The organism is Ensifer sp. (genome assembly GCF_035999135.1).
Classification (GTDB): Bacteria; Pseudomonadota; Alphaproteobacteria; order Rhizobiales; family Rhizobiaceae; genus Ensifer.
On the sequence record NZ_DASYGZ010000114.1, the window covers coordinates 48,628 to 68,307 of the forward strand.

The 19,680-nt window shown below is 62.7% G+C and carries 18 protein-coding genes; 13 read left to right on the forward strand and 5 right to left on the reverse strand.

What is annotated here, in order from left to right:
• Nucleotides 1-371 precede the first annotated feature (371 nt).
• Both VGO12_RS13350 and VGO12_RS13355 read left to right on the forward strand, forming a co-directional pair.
• Complete coding sequence (locus tag VGO12_RS13350; RefSeq protein ID WP_327513232.1) at nucleotides 372-1,196, forward strand: creatininase family protein; 825 nt, start codon at nucleotides 372-374, stop codon at nucleotides 1,194-1,196.
• Between the two features lie 57 nt (nucleotides 1,197-1,253).
• A complete protein-coding gene (locus VGO12_RS13355) occupies nucleotides 1,254-2,873 on the forward strand; it encodes an ABC transporter substrate-binding protein (RefSeq protein ID WP_414650717.1) in 1,620 nt (539 codons plus the stop codon).
• Between the two features lie 64 nt (nucleotides 2,874-2,937).
• On the opposite strand, the gene VGO12_RS13360 is transcribed toward VGO12_RS13355, so the two are convergent.
• Entirely contained in the window at nucleotides 2,938-3,909 is a 972-nt protein-coding gene (locus VGO12_RS13360; RefSeq protein ID WP_327513233.1) for a LysR family transcriptional regulator, read from the reverse strand.
• 88 nt (nucleotides 3,910-3,997) lie between these two features.
• On the opposite strand from VGO12_RS13360, the gene VGO12_RS13365 reads away from it, so the two are divergent.
• Entirely contained in the window at nucleotides 3,998-5,122 is a 1,125-nt protein-coding gene (locus tag VGO12_RS13365) for an alkene reductase (protein WP_327513234.1), read from the forward strand.
• 153 nt (nucleotides 5,123-5,275) lie between these two features.
• Here the strand turns inward: VGO12_RS13365 and VGO12_RS13370 are convergent, their stop codons facing one another.
• From VGO12_RS13370 to VGO12_RS13380, 3 genes are all read right to left on the reverse strand, one after another.
• On the reverse strand, nucleotides 5,276-6,784 hold the full coding sequence (locus VGO12_RS13370; RefSeq protein ID WP_327513235.1) for a tripartite tricarboxylate transporter permease: 1,509 nt from the start codon (nucleotides 6,782-6,784) through the stop codon (nucleotides 5,276-5,278).
• Between the two features lie 54 nt (nucleotides 6,785-6,838).
• Nucleotides 6,839-7,312: a tripartite tricarboxylate transporter TctB family protein gene (locus VGO12_RS13375; RefSeq protein ID WP_327513236.1), complete on the reverse strand. Its 474-nt coding sequence runs from the start codon at nucleotides 7,310-7,312 to the stop codon at nucleotides 6,839-6,841.
• A gap of 61 nt (nucleotides 7,313-7,373) precedes the next feature.
• Nucleotides 7,374-8,345 carry a tripartite tricarboxylate transporter substrate binding protein gene (locus VGO12_RS13380; protein ID WP_327513237.1) on the reverse strand — a complete coding sequence of 324 codons (972 nt, stop codon included), beginning with the start codon at nucleotides 8,343-8,345 and terminating at the stop codon, nucleotides 7,374-7,376.
• Nucleotides 8,346-8,688: 343 nt separating this feature from the next.
• Between VGO12_RS13380 and VGO12_RS13385 the strand changes: the two genes are divergently transcribed.
• The 6 genes from VGO12_RS13385 (at nucleotide 8,689) to otnC (ending at nucleotide 14,075) form a co-directional block, all read left to right on the forward strand.
• A complete protein-coding gene (locus tag VGO12_RS13385) occupies nucleotides 8,689-9,402 on the forward strand; it encodes a GntR family transcriptional regulator (protein WP_327513238.1) in 714 nt (237 codons plus the stop codon).
• A 141-nt stretch (nucleotides 9,403-9,543) separates the two neighbouring features.
• Nucleotides 9,544-10,548, forward strand: coding sequence for a PdxA family dehydrogenase (locus VGO12_RS13390; protein ID WP_327513239.1), 1,005 nt, complete (start codon nucleotides 9,544-9,546; stop codon nucleotides 10,546-10,548).
• A 3-nt stretch (nucleotides 10,549-10,551) separates the two neighbouring features.
• Nucleotides 10,552-11,499 carry a sugar phosphate isomerase/epimerase family protein gene (locus VGO12_RS13395; protein WP_327513240.1) on the forward strand — a complete coding sequence of 316 codons (948 nt, stop codon included), beginning with the start codon at nucleotides 10,552-10,554 and terminating at the stop codon, nucleotides 11,497-11,499.
• On the forward strand, nucleotides 11,496-12,167 hold the full coding sequence (locus tag VGO12_RS13400; protein WP_327513241.1) for an aspartate/glutamate racemase family protein: 672 nt from the start codon (nucleotides 11,496-11,498) through the stop codon (nucleotides 12,165-12,167). Before VGO12_RS13395 ends, VGO12_RS13400 begins: the two co-directional genes overlap by 4 nt.
• On the forward strand, nucleotides 12,167-13,444 hold the full coding sequence (otnK, locus tag VGO12_RS13405; protein WP_327513242.1) for a 3-oxo-tetronate kinase: 1,278 nt from the start codon (nucleotides 12,167-12,169) through the stop codon (nucleotides 13,442-13,444). Before VGO12_RS13400 ends, otnK begins: the two co-directional genes overlap by 1 nt.
• Nucleotides 13,437-14,075: a 3-oxo-tetronate 4-phosphate decarboxylase gene (gene otnC / locus VGO12_RS13410; protein WP_327513243.1), complete on the forward strand. Its 639-nt coding sequence runs from the start codon at nucleotides 13,437-13,439 to the stop codon at nucleotides 14,073-14,075. The genes otnK and otnC overlap by 8 nt, the downstream gene beginning before the upstream one ends.
• 167 nt (nucleotides 14,076-14,242) lie before the next feature.
• Here otnC and VGO12_RS13415 read toward each other — a convergent pair whose 3' ends face one another.
• A complete protein-coding gene (locus tag VGO12_RS13415) occupies nucleotides 14,243-15,133 on the reverse strand; it encodes a GntR family transcriptional regulator (protein ID WP_327513244.1) in 891 nt (296 codons plus the stop codon).
• Nucleotides 15,134-15,368: 235 nt separating this feature from the next.
• Between VGO12_RS13415 and VGO12_RS13420 the strand changes: the two genes are divergently transcribed.
• From VGO12_RS13420 to VGO12_RS13435, 4 genes are all read left to right on the forward strand, one after another.
• Nucleotides 15,369-16,460 (forward strand): isocitrate/isopropylmalate dehydrogenase family protein, encoded by a 1,092-nt coding sequence (locus VGO12_RS13420; protein ID WP_414650718.1) that lies wholly within the window; start codon nucleotides 15,369-15,371, stop codon nucleotides 16,458-16,460.
• 128 nt (nucleotides 16,461-16,588) lie between these two features.
• Nucleotides 16,589-17,572 (forward strand): Bug family tripartite tricarboxylate transporter substrate binding protein, encoded by a 984-nt coding sequence (locus tag VGO12_RS13425; protein WP_327513245.1) that lies wholly within the window; start codon nucleotides 16,589-16,591, stop codon nucleotides 17,570-17,572.
• A gap of 26 nt (nucleotides 17,573-17,598) precedes the next feature.
• Entirely contained in the window at nucleotides 17,599-18,096 is a 498-nt protein-coding gene (locus tag VGO12_RS13430) for a tripartite tricarboxylate transporter TctB family protein (protein WP_327513246.1), read from the forward strand.
• Between the two features lie 64 nt (nucleotides 18,097-18,160).
• On the forward strand, nucleotides 18,161-19,672 hold the full coding sequence (locus VGO12_RS13435) for a tripartite tricarboxylate transporter permease (protein ID WP_327513247.1): 1,512 nt from the start codon (nucleotides 18,161-18,163) through the stop codon (nucleotides 19,670-19,672).
• Nucleotides 19,673-19,680: the final 8 nt, after the last annotated feature.

Genomic DNA, 19,680 nt, shown 5'->3' on the forward strand with positions numbered 1-19,680 from the left:
CTCAGGCTAGCGCCCGCCGCCCGCGCAGCGGTGCGCGGCCGTCTATACATTTGATGCGCGCTTTCGATAGTTTGAGAAATATAATTTTCTTATAGGAAAAATAATTTGCTTGATATTTCCGACTGTGCAAATTTGTAGCCGCCGCCTTCGGGCGGATCTTGCCATTCGGGGCCGCCTTTTCGCGACCCTGCCGGTTGCCGGAGATGAGATTGACTGACCCAACGCTGCTCGACGTCGTTCGTCACCCTGCGGCAATCGGATGGGCGAGCGGTGGCCTTGCGGGTCGATGCCAGCGGTCGCCAGACCTAAGGTGCGCGCCGTCGGCGTGGCGGCAAACAGATTTTGCTTTGATGACATGAAAGAGGCCTGACATGACGAAGGAAGTTGAATGGGCGCGCATGACCGCGCCGAGCCTGCGCGAAATTGCCGGCAAGTCGGGCGCGCTGGCCATCCTGCCGATCGGTTCGCTGGAGCAGCACGGGCCGCACCTGCCCGTCATCACCGATACCGCAAGCGCATCCGCGGCTGCGATCCGCGCGGCCCGGCTGGTTGCCGATGACATTCCGGTCGCCGTGCTTCCGGGCCTGTGGACCGGCATGAGTGAGCACCATCTGCCCTTCGGCGGCACGATCACACTCGACTACGATACGCTGAGCCGCCTCATCCGCTGCATTGTGCGCTCGCTGAAAACGCTCGGCTTCCAGCGCCTGTTCATCGTCAACGGTCATGGCGGCAACATGGACCCGCTCGCCGTTGCCGTGCGTGAACTGGCGGTCGAATTCGCCATGCCGATCGTCGCCACGACGCCCTGGATGCTGGCGCCCGAGGAAGCCTCGAAGATCTTCGAGGTCGACACGGGCGCGCACCATGCCTGCGAAGGCGAGGCCTCGGTGATGCTCGCGATCGTTCCGGACGCGGTGAAGACGGAGATGTTCGGCCAGGCCTTCGGCAACCAGCAGCACCCCGTCGACGTGCCGGCCGACGTGTCGCGTTTCTATTCCTTCTCCGAGCGTGCGCCGGTGACCGGCACCTGGGGCGATCCGCGCAGCGCCACGGCCGAAAAGGGCGAGCGTTTCCTCGACCTGCAGGCAGGCGAACTTGCGAAGCTGATCCGCAACGACGTGCTCTGGACCACGCCGGACCCGGTCTGGACGCCTGGCCGCGGGCTCGGCACCACGGCCGGCCGAGCCGACTGATCTTTTCGGCGCCACCGCCGGCACATCGCATTCGATTCCTTCAGGGAGGACACATCAATGAACGTGACATTCACCCGCACCCGCAAGACGCTTGTAACGCTCTTTGCAGCAACCATGCTTTCGGGCGCCGCACTGACGCCGGCCATGGCAAAGACGCTCGTCTATTGCTCCGAAGGCGCGCCGGAGGGTTTCGACGCCGCACTCTACTCGGCCAACAGCACCTGGGACGCGTCGGCCGAGACGGTCTATGACCGCCTCACCGAATTCGAGCCCGGCACCACAAATGTCGTTCCGGGCCTTGCCGAAAGCTGGACCATTTCCGCCGACAATCTCGAATACACGCTGAAACTGCGCGAGGGCGTGAAGTTCCAGACGACGGACGATTTCACGCCGACGCGCGATTTCAACGCCGATGACGTGCTCTTCACCTTCAATCGCCAGATGGACAAGACCGATCCATGGAACAGCTACTTCCCCGGCGCGAACTGGGAGATGTTCAATGCGATGGACATGCCGGCGGCCATCAAGCAGATCGTCAAGGTCGATGATCGGACCGTCAAGTTCGTGCTGAACCAGCCGGACGCGTCGCTGCCGTCGAAGCTGGCACTGAACTTCGGTTCGATCGTGTCGAAGGAATATGCCGACAAGCTGGCGGCGGAAGGGCGCCGCGAGGATCTCGATCGCAAGCCTGTCGGAACGGGTCCGTACCGCTTCGTCGACTACCAGCAGGACGCGGCGATCCGCTTTGCGGCCAACGCCGACTATTGGGATGGTGCGCCAAAGATCGACAACCTGATCTTTGCCATCACCACTGATGCGACGACGCGCATGCAGAAGCTCCAGGCGGGTGAATGCCATGTTGCGCCTTACCCAGCGCCGGCCGATGTGGCAGGCCTGAAGGCAAATCCCGATCTCACTGTCCTGGAACAACCGGGTCTCAACGTCTCCTACCTGGCGATGAACACCCTCGTTGAGCCGTTCGACAAGCTCGAGGTGCGCCGGGCCATCAACATGGCGATCGACCGCAAGGCGATCGTCGAGTCGGTCTACCAGGGCATGGGCCAGATCGCCCAGAGCGTACTGCCGCCGACGATGTGGGGCTACAATGGCGGCATCGACGGCTACGGCTATGACCCGGAGGCGGCCAAGAAGCTTCTCGATGAGGCCGGCGTCAAGGATCTAAGCATGAAGATCTGGGCGATGCCGGTCAGCCGCCCCTACATGCCGAATGCACGCCGCGCAGCGGAGTTGATGCAGGCCGACCTCGCCAAGGTCGGCATCAAGGTCGAAATCGTCTCCTACGAATGGGGCGAATACCTCAAGAAGTCGCGGGACAAGGCGCGCGATGGCGCCATCATCCTCGGCGGCACGAGCGACAATGGCGACCCGGACAACCTGCTCAGCTACTTCTTCAGTTGCTCCGGCGTCGGCGGCAGCAACAATGCCAACTGGTGCTACAAGCCGCTGGACGAGATTTTCCAGAAAGCCCGCGCCAGCTCGAACCAGGGCGAGCGGACGAAGCTCTACGAAGAAGCGCAGGCGATCATCAGCGACCAGGCCCCCTGGGTGCTGATTGCCCACTCGACGGTCGTGCTGCCGATGTCGAAGAAGGTGAAGGGCTACGTGATGGAGCCCTTGGGGTCGCATCGCTTCGACAAGGTCGACATCGACGAATAGGCCTCGCACGCGCTGAATTTGGACGCGCCGGCCTTTGCCGGCGCGGACGTTGCTGGAATGGTGCCTATTCGGCCGCAACCGGAAGGTCGAAGGCAGCGCTCGCGTCTACGACGCTTACGCGCACCGGCTCGAGTGCCGAGAGCACCTGCTGCCGCAACCAGACGTGCCCGGCGTTGCGGTCGGACGAGGCGTGCCACGCAAGCGAGACGTCGTAGGGCGGGACGTCGACCGGCCCCGGGCTGATGGCAAGGCCGAACAGCGGAGCCCAGGCCCGGGCGAAGCTCGCCGGTACCGGGGCGATCAGTTTTGCATCCCGAACGAGGGTCGGCAGCGCGAAAAGATGCGGCGTCGTGACGGCAGCCAGCCGTTTCAGGCCTCGCTCGGCCAGCACCTCGTCCACCAGCCGGCAGCGCCCGTCCTTGCTGACAAGCACGGCCTGGGGTGTCGACAGGAACGTCTCAAGGTCGATCACGCCTGATGGTCCGATCTTTTCCGGTGGCGCGAGAATGACATAGCGCTCTGCCCAGAGCTTGCGGCGCTTGTGCAGTTCGTTGCCGGTCTCCACCTTGCCGATCGCAAGGTCGATCTCGCCGCCGTCGAGGAGATCGGCGGGATAATCCTGGTCGATCGGCCGTATCACGAAATTGACGTGCGGCGCCTTTTCCCGGACGAACGCGAGAAGCGGCGGCATCAGAAGGCTTTCGAGATAATCGTTCATGCCGAGCGTGAAGGTTCTGGCGTCGGTTGCCGGGTCGAATTGTTCCGGCTCGATCAGTCGCGACTGGATCGTGCAGAGGACGGTGTTTACCGTTTCCGCCAGTTCCTGCGCCCGCGGCGTCGGCTCGATGCCGCGCGCGGAGCGGACAAACAGTTCGTCAGAGAGAAGCGAGCGCAGGCGTCCCAGATTGTGACTGAGCGCGGATTGAGAAATGCCGATCCGCTGCGCCGCGCGCGTGACGTTGCGTTCGCCCATCAGTGCGTCGAAAGCCACCAGCAGGTTCAGGTCGAACTTCAAGATATGAGCGTGATCGATCATCGCTATCAATTCCATGAGTTGGATTTATCGATCTCCGAGAGATATCTGTCTCATCGATAATATTCAACCACCTTAAGGAATAACAGTCATGAAGTCGCTGTTTGAAACCTATGACATGAATGGTCAGAAGCTGGGCAACCGGATCGTCATGGCGCCGATGACCCGGGCAAGGGCGAAGGATGGTGTCGCCAACGCCGAGACCGCACTCTATTACCGCCAGCGTGCCAGCGCAGGTCTGATCATCACGGAAGGCACACCCATTTCCCAGGAGGGTACAGGCTTTGCCTTCATCCCCGGCATCTGGTCAAAGGACCAGGTTTCAGGGTGGCAGGGCGTGACGCAGGCGGTTCATGATGAGGGTGGCAGGATCTTTGCCCAGATCTGGCATGTCGGCCGCATGTCGCATGCGTCCCTGCAGCCAGGCGGTGGACAGCCGGTCAGTGCCAGCGCCAGGCCGGCCCGCGATCAAAACAGCAAGGCCTATGCCTTCGATGAGAGCGGTGCTGCAGGCTTTGTCGACGCCGACGTTCCCCGCCCGCTCGAAACCGAAGAAATCGCCCGGGTCGTCGAGGACTATGCGCGCGCCGCTGCCAATGCGATTGCCGCCGGTTTCGACGGGGTCGAGATCCACGGAGCCAATGGCTACCTGCTGGAACAGTTCCTGAACCCGCACGTCAACGACCGCAGCGACCGCTATGGAGCGGGCAATGTCGAAGACCGGACCCGCTTCGTGCTCGACGTCGTGGACGCGGTGGTCGCCCGCATCGGTGCCGAGAAGGTCGGCATCCGGCTCTCGCCGTTCGGCAAGCTCTTCGACATGCCGCATCATCCGCGAATCGAGGAGACCTACATGCACCTGGCGCATGCTCTGGCGGCGCGTTCGCTCGCCTACGTTCATCTGAAGGACCAGGGCCCCGCGAGCGCTCCGGCGCTTTCACAGGATTTTCTGCGCAACTTCCGCGAAGCCTATCCCGGCACGCTCATCCTTGCCGGCTCGTTGGACAAGGACCGCGCCGAACGTTTCTTGCAGGAGGGTCTGATCGATCTTGCCGCGTTCGGGCAACCCTTCATCGCCAATCCCGACCTTGTCGAGCGGCTGAAACGCGATCTCCCCTTGGCCAAGCCCGATCGCGAGACCTACTACGGCGGCGGCGTGCAAGGCTACACGGATTACGCATCCTACCGGGAGGGACCAGAGGCAAAAGCCGCTTGATTGCGCCCCGGCCCTCTGGAGCAAACCTGCCTTAAAGCGGGTCTATGCGGTCTCGGTGAAATCCGGGACGCATAAATCGCTGGTCGCGACCACCACTGGACGGATCGCGACCATGCGAATTGGGTGGCGGGTTTCCTCGCCACCCTTTTCTCGTCATGCCCGGGAGGGTTTCATCGTGCGGTGGTAGAGGCGCGAGATCCAGGGCAGCACCAGGATGATCACTGTGGCGATGAAGATCGCCAGCGAAATCGGGTGCGAGTAAAAGACGCTGAGGTCGCCGCGCGAGGCGATCAGCGTGCGACGCACGCCGAGTTCGAGCATGGGCCCGAGCACCACGCCCATGATCAGCGGCACGGCCGGATATTTGAGCTTGGCCATCACGTAGCCGAGCACGCCAAAAACCGCGACGATCAGGAGAGCCGGCATGCTGAGGTCGATGCTGTAGATGCCGTAAAGGACGATGCCGATGACTGTGGCAAAGAGCAGGCCACGGGAGATGAAGATGGCGGCGGCGAGGATCGGCGTCAGAAGGATGGTGATGAACACCAGCGCCAGGTTGCCGATGTAGAAGGTGCCGAACAGCGTCCAGACGAATTCGCTCTGTTCCTGGAACAGCCGCGGCCCCGGCTGCAGGCCGACCATCAACAGGCCTGCGAGAAGCACGGCCGTGGTGGCGGAGCCCGGAATGCCGAGCGTGAAGAGCGTGACCATGGCGCCATAGGACGCGCTGTTGTTGGCGGCCTCGGGCGCCGCGACACCATCGAGTGCACCATGCCCGAAGGTCTCCGGCTCCTTCGACATCTTCTTTGCAACACCGTAAGCCATCATGGTGGACGCGGTCGCACCTGCACCCGGCAGCACGCCGATGACGAAGCCGATGAGCGAGCCGACGATGAGCGAGGTCTTCGTCGCGATCAGATCGCCGATCTGCGGCAGCATCGAGCGGTAGCTGTAGGTCGCAGCATCCACCCGGTCCGGGGTCTGCTCCTCCAGCGCCAGGAACATCTGGCCAAGCCCGAACATGCCGACGGCAATCAGCGAGAAGTCGATACCTTCCAGGAGATCCATGCTGCCGAAGGTAAAGCGCGGGCCACCCATGATCTGATCGAGGCCGATCATGCCGAGCCACAGGCCGAAACCGAGTGCGAGGAAGCTCTTCAGATGGTCGTCGGTGCCAAGCACGGTGACGAGCGACAGGGAAAGGACCATGAGTGCGGTCATTTCCACCGGACCGAACATCAGAGCATAGCGCGAGACGATGTTGGCCATCAGCGTCAGGCCGACAAGCCCGATCAGGCCGCCGATGAAGGACGCATAGGTGGCAAGACCGAGTGCGCGGCCGGCCTGTCCCTTCTTGGCCAGGGGGTAGCCGTCCATGACGGTCATCACTGAAGGCGCATCGCCCGGGATGCCGAGCAGGATGGATGTCACGGCGCCGCCGAACATGGCGCCGTAGTAGACGCCGGCGAGCATGGCGAGCGCGACGGTCGGTTCGAAGCCGACGGCGACCGGCAGCATGATGGCGACGCCAGCCGTTGGCCCAAGCCCGGGCAGGGCGCCGATGAGCAGGCCGACAAGCGCGCCGACGAAGATGGCAAAGAGCATGCCCGGATCCATTGCCGCGGTGGCGATGCCGTTGCCCAGTAGTGAAAGCGTTTCCATGATCAATCTCCGGGGTCAATGAGACCCGCGACAAACGAAAGAGAGGAGCGCGGCTTAAAAGCCGAACGGGCCGGTGATCATCGGCACGCGGATGATCATGCCGAACAGGACGTGGCAGAAAGCGACGGCGGCGATGCTGAGCGCCGCAAGTTTCGGCAGGAACAGACCCTTCTTGCGGTCCGGTTCCTCCGTCAGATAGCCGATCGCGATCATCGCGAGGGCAGCTGCCGTCGCCATGCCAATGAGCGGCGTGATGTAGACAAAGGCGACGACCGCGACCGTCACGCCGGCCACGCCGCCGATGACGGGAAGGGCAACTTCGCCCGACAAGCGCATGCGGCCGGAGAGGTCGCGAAACAGGATTGCTGCGGAAAGCACCGTCATCAGGACGCCGGCAATGGCGGGGAAGAACCCTGGGCCGGGTACGGTCTCGCGGTAGAGCCCGTAATTGTAGGCGGTGACGGTGACGTAGAGGCCGAGCACGAGCATGAGGATCGTGAACAGGCGGTCGAGATGGGCGGTTTTCATGAGTCCTCCCGGACGCTTCGGGCACGAGGCTGCGCATAAAGGCTGCGCAGTCTCGCCTGCGTTACTTGATGAGGCCGAGCGAGGTCATCAGCGCCGTATAGTCGGCATTGCGCCGTTCCATCTCGGCTTCCAGTTCGGCGCCGGCCATGTACTTCGGAACAACGTTGAAGCGATCGAGATACTGCGTCTTCCAGATTTCGCTCTCAAGCGCCGTCTTGATGATGCCGGCCCAGTAGGCAACAGCGTCTTCGGCAACGCCTGAGGGCATGACGAATCCGCGCAACTGCGTCAGCACCACGTCGTAGCCGCTTTCCTTGATGGTTGGCACGTCCGGGAACGCCGGCAGACGTTCGGCAGAACTGACGGCGATCGGTCGCACGTCGCCCGATTTGATCAGCGGCAGCACCTCGCTCGGATTGCCGAACTGCACGTCGATATGGCCGCCAAGAAGGGCCGCGACCACTTCGCCGTCGCCGCCGAAGGGAACGATGTCGGCCGAGATGCCCATGGCCGTCTCCAGGCGTTGAGCAAGCAGCGCCGGATCGGCGACGATGCCGGTCGTGCCGGAGATCATCTTGCCCGCAGACTTGATGTCGCCGAGGTTCTTGATGTCGGACTCCTTGGCGACCACCATGATGTAGGGATCTTCGGAGACTGCGGCGAGCGGCGTGAAGTTCTTGTAGTTGACCGGCGATTCTCCAAGCAGCGGCGTCGTGAAGAAGCTGACGCCGATATTGGCCCAGAGATACGGATCTTCCGTCCGCTTCGCCGTGTAGCTGTAGCCGACCGCACCGCTGCCGCCGGTGCGATTCTCGACGATGAAGTTCGAGGGCGTGAGCTTCAGCTTGGTGATGGTGTCGGTCAAGATGCGCGTGATCGTGTCGCTGCCGCCGCCAGCGGAGCTGGTTACCACCACAGTGACGTCCCGATCGGGCTCGAAGGCGCTGGCAGCGCTTGCCGCCAAAAGGGTCGATGCCAGGGCGCAGGCACCGAAAAAGCGCGCGCCGAGGCGGCGTGAGTGAAGTGTCGACATTTTGATCTCCTCCTAGATCTCCCAAGCCCATTTTATCGCCTGATAGCGTGATCAGGTACCGAAAACAAATCCGTTTCGGTGAGCTCCTCACGGCTAGGAAATGACTCAATCGAGTAATTGTCAACAATTATTTTGAAGGTATATGCAACGTCTGAAGAGCAAAAGTGCCGCAATTTAAGCGATATCATATTGATAAATATCGATTTTATTCACGAGTGGCGGCGGCACTCAGGCGTCATGTATTTGTTGGCTGCCCGCGAAAAGGGAAAAAATTGCCGACAATTGCGAAAATTGTTGACACTTGTCCCGCTCAGCGTATGTTCGGCGGCGAGGAGACACCGACATGACGACAACCCAGCTCTTTTCCGAACCGGATGCCGACAGCGCGGAATCGGTTGCGACCGGCATCTACCGCGAACTGGAAAACCTGATCATCGAGGGCAAGCTAGAGCCCGGTGACCGGATCAACGAAAAGTCCTTCGCCGACCAGCGTGGCATCAGCCGTGGTCCGATACGCGAGGCATGCCGCCGGCTGGAAGAGGCTGGCCTCGTCGAGTTCAAGGTCAACCGCGGCTTCTTCGTCCGCGTGCTCGACCTGCGCGACGTCTTGGAAATCTACGATGTGCGCGCGGCGCTCTTTTCCCATGCGGGACGGATTCTGGCGCGCCGCATCACCGCCGAGCAGATCGACGAACTGGCCGGATTGCATGATGAGATGGAGGCGGCCGTGGCAGCGGGAAACGCGGATCTCTTCTACACGCTGAACCGGCGTTTCCACTCTGAGATCATGGCGTTTACCGGAAATCGTTATCTGGCGGACATCTATGAAGGGCTCGACCGCGAGCTCCATATCTGGCGCAAGCGTGCGCTCATCCTCGACGGCAATGTTCGGGCGTCGTCATCCGAGCATGGCCTCATCCTCGAGGTCTTGAGGAACGGCAACCCGACCCGCATCGCCCAGATGCTGCGCGATCACAGTCTCGCCGGCCGCAATCGGCTGCTGCGCACCATGCCGGAGCAGGTCGCAAAGCTGCAGATGGACTGGCAAGACGACTAGAGCGTTCTGCTCCCGGGCGACCATGCCCGCGAACGCAGAAGCGCCAAGAAATCATAGGTTTAGAGCGTCTTCGCGCATTCACAGGAATGCGCGGCTCTGGCCGCTGGCCAAAAATATCCCTGACATTGGAGAGGTAGTTAGATGCATACCCTGACCGGTAAACCTATTGTCGCGATCTCGAACGGCGATCCGAGCGGGATCGGCCCGGAAATCACACTGAAGGCGTTGACGCGACCCGACGTCCGTGCCGTCGCAGCCCCGATCATCGTCGGAAGCCCTGAAGTCTTTGAACGTGACCTGGCGCTTGCGGGCGCGCCGCTTGAAATCCGTGTGCTGGAGAAGGCCGCCGACGCAACGGGCGAGGCCGGCACCGTCGAAATCCTGCCCTTCGACAGGCTCGACCTTTCGCTTTGCCCGCGCGGCGAAGTCTCGGCCGAAGCCGGCCGCTACAGCGGCCACAGCATCGCCAAGGCGATCGAACTCGGCATGGCGGGCGCCGTGCATTCCATCGTCGTTTCGCCCAACAACAAGCGCGCGATGAAGAATGGCGGCCACGAGCACACGGGCTTTGAAGAGATCTCACGCCACTACACAGGCGCCAGCCGCTCGATCCAGATCCTCATGGGGCGCAAGTACAATCTCGCGCGGGTGACCAACCATGTGCCTTTGCGCCAGGTGGCCGACATCTGCACCCGCGAGCGGGTCTTTGGCCAGATCAGGGTTCTGAAGGAGAGCCTCGCCATGGTCGGTTTCACCGATCCGGTCATTGGTGTTTCCGGTCTCAATCCACACAATGGCGAGCATGGACTGATGGGCACGGAGGAAATGACCGACATCGGCCCGGCCTGCGATGATGCGCGCGCTGCCGGCATCCGCGTCGTCGGCCCCATTCCGGCCGATACCGTCTTCGTCGACATCGACAAGCTCGGCCTCGACATCGTGCTGTCGATGTACCACGACCACGGCAATTCCGGCATCAAGATCCTGGAGTTCGGCCATCTCGTAAATTTCATCGGCGGGCTGCCGATTCCCGTCTTCACCGTTTCTCATGGCACCGCCTTCGACATTGCCGGAAAGGGCATTGCCGGTTCGACCAACATGGAACTGTCGATCATTGCCGCTGCCAAGAGCGTCAGGGCGCACTGAGCTATGCTTCGGATCGGCAAGGCCATCTTTGGGGCAGGTGTGGTTCATGGCGCGGCCTATGTCGGCCATGATCACGACCCGGTCGCAACGACGGAGCGGTTTCTTCTGGATCCGCGTATTCAGGCGGTTGAAGGAGGTTGGGACCTGCCTGCGGACGCCGCGGACGATCTCCGTCGACGTTTCCTGTGGTCGGGATGCGACGTGGTCTATGCTGTCGGCGGTTTCATGCGCCGCCAGCAAATCGATCCGAGCGCGTCAACTGTCGAAGCACGCGGGGACGCGCTGGAAAAGCTCAAGCGCCTGACCAAGACTGCAAGCGGCTACGGCGCCGCGATGCTGCTTTTGTGCACCGGGCCCGACACGCTGGCCGAGCGACGCGGTGAGGCGATCCGGCATTTCGGGGAAACGGTGGAGACGCTCTGCGAGCACGCCCGCTGCCTTCGGCCGGAACGGCCGATGTGGATCACGGTCGAGCATTTCGACCGTGAGTTCGACCAGAAGCGCCTCCTCGGCCCGACAGCGGAAACCGCAGCGCTCGTTGCCGATATCCGCAGGCGGCACGACAACGTCGGCATGACGCTTGACCTCAGTCACCTGGTCCAGCTCGGCGAGGATATCGACGAGGCCGTGGCCGCTGCCGGCGATCTCCTGATCCACGCCCATGTCGCCAATTGCGGCCTCGACCGGAGCGTCGCGGAAACCTTCGGGGATTCCCATTGCCGGTTCGGTGCCGAGGGCGGCGCTGTTACCCTTGATGACGTGGTGCGGTTTCTGCGCGCCCTGGTCCGCCATGGCTACGGCGAACGCAAGGTGGCGACGAGCGTGCCCATCATCAGTGTCGAGATGAAAACGCCGGAAGGCGAAACGCCGGAGCTCGCGCTCGCAAGCGGTCTGCGCATCCTTGAACGGGCCGCAGCGTTCGCAGATATCGCCGAAAGGTCAATTGCATGAATGCCAAACCGCGCATCGTCCTCCTTCACGCAACACCCGTTGCGATGGAGCCCATCCAAAGCGCGATGACGAGATCGTGGGCGGAAGCGGAGATGGTCAATCTGCTCGACGACGGCCTCACGATCGACCGGGCGAGGGAAGGAGCGAAGCTCTCGGTGGGCCTCACGGAACGGTTCGTCGATCTCGGGCGCTATGCCTACAGGATGGGAGCCGACGGTATCCTCGTCACCTGCTCGGCCTTCGGGCCGGCGATCGAGCGCATGGCGGCCGAGCTGCCGGTGCCCGTTCTGAAGCCGAACGAAGCGATGTTCCGGGCAGCCCTTTCTGCGGGCACCCGCATCGGCATGCTTGCGACGTTCGCACCGGCCGTCGTGACGATGGAGGACGAATTCGAGGATGCACGCGAACATACGGGAACCGATGCCTGGCTCGACACGATCGTCGTTCCGGATGCCATCGACCTGCTGCGCAAGGGCGACGTCGAGGGCCACAATCGGTTGGTGGCCGGGCGGGCGGCGGATTTCAGGGATCATGACGTGATCATGCTTGCGCATTTTTCCACCTCGCGGGCGGCAGACGCCGTCCGCGCCATTGTCGACATTCCCGTGCTTTCGGCGCCCGAGGCCGCGGTCTTGCGCATGCGCGCGCTTGTCACAGGAGAAGCCTAATGCTGCTTGGTGTCATCGCAGACGATTTTACCGGCGCTGGCGACATCGCCAACACCCTTGCGAAGGGCCGCCCGAGTGAGGGTGGGCTGGCGGTCGTCCAATACATGGGCATCCCCGCCGGGCCTGCGAAACCTTCCGTCGAAGCGGGCGTCATTTCGCTGAAGTCGCGTTCGGTGCCCGCTGCCGATGCCGTCGCCCAGTCGCTTGCAGCGCTCGCCTGGTTGAAGGACCAGGGATGCCGTCAGATCATCTTCAAGTACTGCTCGACGTTCGATTCCACCCGCGAAGGCAATATCGGTCCGGTCGGAGAGGCGCTTGCGGCCGCGCTCGGCGTTCGCGGCGTGATCGTCTGCCCGGCCTTTCCGACGGTCGGGCGCACCGTGCACCAGGGGCACCTTTTCGTGCATGACCGTCTGCTGAACGAATCCGGAATGGAAAATCATCCACTGACGCCGATGCCGGACGCGAACATCCGTCGCTGGCTTTCGCTTCAGGTGAAAGGGCCGGTCGGGCTGGTGTCGGCGGCGACCGTGCGGCTGGGGCCTGATGCGGTGCGGACCGCCCTCGACGCGTCGGGCAAGATGGGCGAAACGTTGGTTATCGTCGATGCGGCGACGGATGACGATCTTGTCGTGCTCGGCCGCGCTGCGGCCGATGCACCGCTTCTGACCGGCGGTTCCGGCATCGCCCTCGGCCTTCCAGGAAACTTCATCACGGCCGGATTGGCGAAGGGCAACGAGGCCAGCTACGAGGGCTGCGACGGCCCGGAGGCGATCCTTGCCGGCAGTTGCTCCGGTGCGACGCGCGGGCAGGTGGAGCTGCATGCCCGCGCGCATCCCGTGCTGCCGATCTCGGTCGATAGCGTCATGGCCGGCGCGACGGTGCCCGGCGACCTCGTCGCCTTCATCCAGGGCCATGCCGGGCGGAAGCCTCTCGCCTATTCGTCAGGTACCCCACAGGACGTGCAGGCAGCCCAATCGCGCTATGGGAGGGATGCGGTCGCCCATAGACTGGACACCCTGTTTGCCGACACGGCGCGCCGCCTCGTCGATGGCGGGGTGAAGCGGCTCGTCATTGCCGGTGGAGAAACATCCGGCGCCGTTGCCCAGGCGCTGGATCTCGGCGCATTGCGGATCGGCCCGGAAATCGATCCCGGTGTGCCAATCCTCGTCAGCGAGCGGCGGGGCATCTCGCTCGCTCTGAAATCCGGAAACTTCGGTCGCGCAAGCTTTTTTGCCGCGGCATTGGATGCATTGAAAGGTCCGCCGCATGACTGAGGAAACCACGCTTCGCAACGACCTCGTGCGCTATGGCAGGCTGCTCTATGACCGCCGTCTTGCGCATGGAAGTGCCGGCAATCTCTCGGTTCGCCTGTCCGATGGCGCGATCCTGGTGACGCCGACCAATTCAAGCCTCGGCTTTCTTGAGGCGACCCGCATCTCGAAGGTGTCTCCCACAGGCGAACTGCTGTCCGGCGACCCGCCCTCGAAGGAGGCATTTTTTCACCTGGCCGTCTACGAGGAACGTCCGCAAGCGCGCGCGGTCGTGCACCTGCACTCGACCTACTCGGTGGCCGTGTCCTGCCTTTGCCATGAACAGACAGACGATATCCTGCCGCCGCTGACCGCCTATCATGTGATGCGGGTCGGCAAGCTGCCGCTTCTGAAGTATTTCCGCCCCGGCGATCGCGCACTTGCTGAAGCGGTGCGCGGGGCTGCGCGTGACCACAGATCCATGATGCTTGCCAATCACGGCCCGATCGTCTCCGGGCGGACGCTGGACGAGGCCGTCAACGCCTACGAGGAGCTGGAAGAGACGGCCAAGCTGTTTTTCATCCTCGGTGACAGGAAAATCGCTCCTCTGGGTTTGGACGCCGTCGCAGAAATCAACGATGTTTTCGGAAGCTAGGCGCTTGGCAATCTGAAGAAGCGGGCGCGATCGTCTCCGTCTCGTCGATCGTCGTGATGTGATGTGCGTGGCGAACGTGCTGGGAGAGGGCCGAGCTGCCGGCCGCGTCTCCCCAGGGGCGAGATAGTGTGTCTGCTCGAGCGACACAAATGCCGGGTATCGCGACTTCAGCCTCGCATCTCCCGCGCGACGGTCTTCAGCCGGCCGAGGTCTGCAAGATGGCGCGCCAAGAAGCGCGAGGCGTCTTCGTTCTTTCCAGCGAGGATGAGATCGAGCAGTTCGATATGCTCGCGGCAGCGCTCACGGGCGCTGCTGCGATCCAGCATTTGGCGGTAGTCGATGAGACGGCGCAAGCGGTCGAGCCGGTTGAGAGCGTCGATGAAGAAGCTGTTCTGGCAGCATGCTATGATCGCCTCGTGCATGCCACTGTTCAATCCAAACAGTTTTGCGTCCGACACCGTCCAGATGCCGCCGTTGACCAGCCACTCCTGTTCCTCGCGGCAACGCAGCAAGGCCGGGCGGTTGAGCTTGAAGGTCGGCTCCAGTAGTGCCGCCGGCTCGATCAGCAGGCGGAAACGATAGCTGTCCTCATAGGCCTGGAGCGAGGTGAGGACCGGGAGAAACGCCCAGCCATGGCCCGGCAGTCGTTCGATCCAGCCCTCATTGGCCATGCGCAACAGGATTTTCGACAACCGGCCCTTGGTCAGATCGTATCGGCGAAGGAACTCGCTTTCCGTGATCCTTTCCGGCAGGCGGCCGTGCAACCGGTCGTCCGCGATCGTCAGGTAAATCTGTTCGTCATCTTCCGTGGCGGCGGGCTCGAGCGACAATTTCTCGGCCGCCTCGACGTCGGCGATCATGTAGCCGCCGCCTTCTCCCTGCTTCAGCACACCCGCTTCATGCAGCAACTTCATGGCGTTGCGCACCGGCGAGCGTGAGACCCGGAATTGTTCCGCGAGCTTTCGCTCGACGAGGCGATCGCCCGCGGCGAGCTTGTCGGTACGGATGTGGGCGACGATCTGGTCGGCAAGACTGGCGATCAGGGGGGTGGTCTGCACGGCTAAGCTCCCGATTTTGCTCATCTATGCCACAGGGCCGCGGCAAACGCCAAGAGATTTTGGTTTTTCTCTATTGCAAAATACCAAACCTAGGCGTATTTGGTATTTTAGAGGAGAAAAAGACCAACCTTGGTCTGGAGGACTCCAATTCGTTCCTGGCTTGTTTGACGTCGGCTGGAAGCCGGCGAACGACCTTGCTTGGCCTCCGCAGTCTCCGTGAAACGGTGAGGAAGACATGACGATAAAACTGCTCGTACTGCCGGGAGATGGGATCGGGCCGGAAATTACCGCCGCAACCCTGGAGGTGCTCAAGGCCGTTGACGCCGAAACCGGTGTCGGCCTGGAATTCGAGTTCAGGGATATCGGTCTGAAGTCCCTTGCCGAACAGGGAACGACGCTGGCGGACGCGGTGATGACGCGCGTGCCGGAGGTGGATGGCGTGATCCTCGGACCGGTCTCGCACTACGACTATCCGTCACGCGACAAGGGTGGCATCAACCCGTCTGGTGAACTGAGGACCAGGTTCGAGCTTTACGCCAATATTCGCCCATGCCGCTCGCGCGAGGGCTTGACCATCCTGCGCAGGCCCATGGACCTCGTACTGGTTCGCGAAAATACGGAAGGCTTTTACTCCGACCGCAACATGTACGCCGGCGCCGGCGAATTCATGCCGGACCCGGATATGGCGTTCTCGATCCGCAAGGTGACAGCGAGGGCATCCGCTCGCGTGGCGAAAACGGCCTTCGAACTGGCACGTCAGCGCCGCAAGAAGGTGACGGCCGTGCACAAGGCCAATGTCGTCAAGCTGTCCGACGGCCTGTTCCTGCGCGAGGTGCGCAAGGTCGCGCAAGCGTATCCCGACGTTCAATTGGAAGAGCTGATCGTCGATGCGGCTGCCGCTCATCTCATCCGCTCGCCGGATCGGTTCGACGTCATTGTGACCACCAACATGTTCGGCGACATTCTCTCGGACGAGGCATCGGAACTGTCGGGCAGCCTTGGTCTGGGGGGCTCCATCAACGCCGGCGACGATATCTGTGTCGCCCAGGCCCAGCACGGTTCGGCACCCGACATCGCCGGCCGCAACGTGGCGAACCCGACGTCACTCATCCTTTCCGCCGGAATGCTGCTCGACTGGCTGGGTCGCCGACGCAGCGACATGCGGCTCACGCGCGCAGCGGCCCTTGTCGACGCGGCAGTCGAAACGGTGCTGGGGCAACCGCAGTTGCGCACACGCGACATCGGTGGAGTTCTCGATACCGACGCATTCGCCTTGAGGGTGGCGGATGCGATCCACGCCGCCGGCGCTTCGACATCGGCCGCCTGAGCTCGCAGTTCCCGCAAGGGCAAGCCGGAGATGTGTTCCGGCGATCCTGGAGGAGGGGGCCGAGTGGCGGCCCCAGGGATCAAACAACACAGACGCAACAACAACGGCACATGGATGGAGGAGTTTCCATGAAGAAGATCACACGACGCGCCTTTTCGACACTGCTGGCCGCTGCGGCCACAGTCATCCTGGTTCATCAAACGGCGGTTCCCGCCTTTGCGCAAGACCAGCTCGAATCGCTGCACATCATGGCGCCGAGCAGCCCGGGCAGCGGCTATGACCAACTGGCCAGAACCATTCAGACGATCCTGCAGGAAGACCAGCTGACGGGACCGGTCGAGGTTCAAAACGTCGCCGGCGGTGGCGGAACGGTCGGTCTTTCGCAGTTCGTCACCACCAGGCCGCGGCATCCGTCGGCCATGGTCATCGGTTTTGCGCTGGTCGGCGGCGTTCTGACCACGAAGTCCCCGGTGACATTGGAACAGACCGTGCCTGTCGCCCGCCTGATGGGTGAAGCCGATGCGATCGTCGTGCCGGCAAGTTCCGACATCAAGACGATGGACGATCTGGTTGCGCGTCTGAAAGCGGATCCTGCGAAGGTCTCGTGGGCAGGCGGTTCGATCGGCGGCATCGACCATGTCGCTGCCGGCTTGATCGCCAAGACCGTCGGCGTCGATCCGAAGACGATCAATTATGTCGTGCATGCCGGTGGCGGCGAGGTGCTGGCCTCGACGCTCGGCGGCCATGCAACGGTTGGCATCAGTGGCTACGAGGAGTTCCGTGCGCAGGTCGAGGCCGGCCAGCTCCGTGCTCTTGCCGTAACCGGCGATACCCGTATTCCGGGCGTCGACGTCCCGACGCTGAAGGAAGCAGGCGTCGATCTCGCCGTGATGAACTGGCGCGGAATCATGGCGCACCCCAAGCTCGCCGACAAGGACCGTGCAGGGCTGGAAAAGGCCATCGCAGAACTCGTCAAGACGCCGGAATGGAAGGCCGCGCTCGAAAAGCGCGGCTGGATCGATACCTACCTGCCGGCCGACGCCTTCGGCGCGTTTCTGGCCGACGAACAGAAGCGCGTCGAAGGCGCGCTGAAGGAAGTCGGGCTTCTCTGACCGGTGTCCAATTGGGAGGTGTCATCATGTTGAAGTCGGCCAATCTGCGTATCGGGGAGACAATCCTCGGTCTTGCTTCACTGGGTCTTGGCCTGTTCATCGGTGCCGAGACCTGGCTGGCGCCTCCCATTGCGGCGCAGACCGTGATCGGGCCGGGATTGTTTCCCGCCCTGATCGCCACGGGACTGATCCTCGTCGGTCTGCAGTTCCTCTACGAAGCTATCCTTTACCGCCTGCAGCGGGAGGAGTTTCCCGAGCTCGACTGGAAGGCTGTCATCCTCGCAGCATCGGCCTTCGCGTCGCAGCTCGTCCTGTTGGAGAGGTTCGGCTGGATCGTTTCCGGCACCTTCCTCTTCGTCGTTTCGGCCAAGGCCTTCGGCAGCCGCGCATATCTGCGCGATCTCCTGATCGGACTGGCGCTGACGGCGATCACCTATTTCGTCTTCGACTACGGGCTCGATCTCGATCTCCCGATCGGCAGCTACATCGAAGACCTGATCGTTCTTGCCGGCGGCTCCGTCTGATCCCGGTTCCAGTCTGAACCCTAAGACCTGGTCGAACTCCCATAGCCCAAGGGGCGGAATCATCATGGACACCCTAGCAGCACTCTTCCACGGCTTTGCCGTCGCCGCCACGCCGTACAACCTGTTCTGGTCTCTGGTCGGCGTGACGCTCGGAACGGCGATCGGCGTCTTGCCGGGCATCGGACCGGCCCTGACGGTTGCCCTGCTCCTGCCGGTTACCTACGGCATGGAGCCGACGAGCGCCTTCATCATGTTCGCCGGCATCTACTACGGCGCCATGTACGGCGGATCGACGACCTCGATCCTGCTCAATACACCCGGTGAATCCGCGTCCATCGTCACGGCGCTCGACGGCCACGCCATGGCGCGCAAGGGCCGCGGCGCGCAGGCCCTTGCGACGGCCGTCATCGGCTCCTTCGTCGCCGGCACCATCGCAACGGTTGCGCTCACCTTCGTCGCGCCGCTGATGGTGAAAATGGCCCTGCTTTTTGGCCCGACGGAGTATTTCGCGCTGATGGTGCTTGCGCTCACCACGGTCACTGCGGTGCTCGGCGATTCACTCTCGCGGGGTCTTGCGAGCCTGCTTTTCGGGCTCGCGCTCGGTCTTGTCGGCATCGACCTGCAGACCGGCCAGGCGCGCTTTACGCTCGGTATCTCGGAACTGCTCGACGGCATCGACGTGGTCGTCGTTGCGGTCGGCCTCTTCGCCGTCGGCGAAACGCTCTTCACCGTTGCACGCCACTGTTTCGAGACCGAAGAACTCTACCAGCTGAAGGGCTCAAAGTGGATGAGCCGCGAGGACTGGCGCCGTTCCTGGAAGCCATGGCTGCGTGGAACTGCGCTCGGCTTTCCGATCGGCGCGCTGCCCGCCGGCGGCAGCGAGATCCCGACCTTCCTGTCCTATCTGACGGAGAAGCGTCTTTCCAAGAACCCGGAAGAGTTCGGTCACGGTGCGATCGAGGCGGTCGCCGGACCGGAGGCCGCCAACAATGCCTCTGCCGCCGGTGTGCTTGCGCCTCTGCTGGCGCTCGGTCTGCCGACGTCTGCGACCGCGGCGATCATGCTCGCCGCCTTCCAGCAATACGGCATCCAGCCGGGCCCGCTGCTCTTCGACAACAATCCCGAGCTCGTCTGGGGGCTGATTGCCAGCCTCTACATCGGCAATGTCATGCTGCTTCTGCTCAACCTGCCGCTTGCCGGTGTCTGGGTGAAGCTTCTCGCCATCCCGCGTCCGTGGCTTTATTCGGGGATCCTGCTGTTTGCGACGATGGGCGCCTATACCCTCAACAACAACATCGTCGATGTGGCGCTGCTCTGGATCATCGGCCTTATCGGTTTCGGCATGCGGGTGCTCAACGTCCCGGTCGCCCCATGCATCGTCGGATTGATCCTCGGGCCGCTCGCCGAACAGCAGTTCCGCCGTGCCCTGACGATCAGCCAGGGGGATGCGAGCATCTTCTTCACCCATCCGATCTCGCTCGCGCTGATTGTCATCGCTCTGACGCTTGTTCTCGTGCCCTCCCTTTTGCGCTGGCGTGCTGCACGCCAGGCAAGCGAAGCCGCAAACCAAGCCTGAGCCTCGTC

Bases quoted from the DNA above. Each gene is read 5' to 3' on its own strand.
- VGO12_RS13420 (WP_414650718.1), top strand. From the start codon at position 15,369: ATGACGATAAAACTGCTCGTACTGCCGGGAGATGGGATCGGGCCGGAA.
- VGO12_RS13400 (WP_327513241.1), top strand. From the start codon at position 11,496: ATGAATGCCAAACCGCGCATCGTCCTCCTTCACGCAACACCCGTTGCG.
- VGO12_RS13370 (WP_327513235.1), bottom strand. From the start codon at position 6,784: ATGGAAACGCTTTCACTACTGGGCAACGGCATCGCCACCGCGGCAATG.
- VGO12_RS13360 (WP_327513233.1), bottom strand. From the start codon at position 3,909: ATGATCGATCACGCTCATATCTTGAAGTTCGACCTGAACCTGCTGGTG.
- VGO12_RS13365 (WP_327513234.1), top strand. From the start codon at position 3,998: ATGAAGTCGCTGTTTGAAACCTATGACATGAATGGTCAGAAGCTGGGC.
- VGO12_RS13435 (WP_327513247.1), top strand. From the start codon at position 18,161: ATGGACACCCTAGCAGCACTCTTCCACGGCTTTGCCGTCGCCGCCACG.
- VGO12_RS13395 (WP_327513240.1), top strand. From the start codon at position 10,552: ATGCTTCGGATCGGCAAGGCCATCTTTGGGGCAGGTGTGGTTCATGGC.
- VGO12_RS13375 (WP_327513236.1), bottom strand. From the start codon at position 7,312: ATGAAAACCGCCCATCTCGACCGCCTGTTCACGATCCTCATGCTCGTG.
- VGO12_RS13355 (WP_414650717.1), top strand. From the start codon at position 1,254: ATGAACGTGACATTCACCCGCACCCGCAAGACGCTTGTAACGCTCTTT.
- VGO12_RS13390 (WP_327513239.1), top strand. From the start codon at position 9,544: ATGCATACCCTGACCGGTAAACCTATTGTCGCGATCTCGAACGGCGAT.
- VGO12_RS13385 (WP_327513238.1), top strand. From the start codon at position 8,689: ATGACGACAACCCAGCTCTTTTCCGAACCGGATGCCGACAGCGCGGAA.
- otnK (WP_327513242.1), top strand. From the start codon at position 12,167: ATGCTGCTTGGTGTCATCGCAGACGATTTTACCGGCGCTGGCGACATC.
- VGO12_RS13380 (WP_327513237.1), bottom strand. From the start codon at position 8,345: ATGTCGACACTTCACTCACGCCGCCTCGGCGCGCGCTTTTTCGGTGCC.
- VGO12_RS13430 (WP_327513246.1), top strand. From the start codon at position 17,599: ATGTTGAAGTCGGCCAATCTGCGTATCGGGGAGACAATCCTCGGTCTT.
- VGO12_RS13350 (WP_327513232.1), top strand. From the start codon at position 372: ATGACGAAGGAAGTTGAATGGGCGCGCATGACCGCGCCGAGCCTGCGC.
- VGO12_RS13425 (WP_327513245.1), top strand. From the start codon at position 16,589: ATGAAGAAGATCACACGACGCGCCTTTTCGACACTGCTGGCCGCTGCG.
- otnC (WP_327513243.1), top strand. From the start codon at position 13,437: ATGACTGAGGAAACCACGCTTCGCAACGACCTCGTGCGCTATGGCAGG.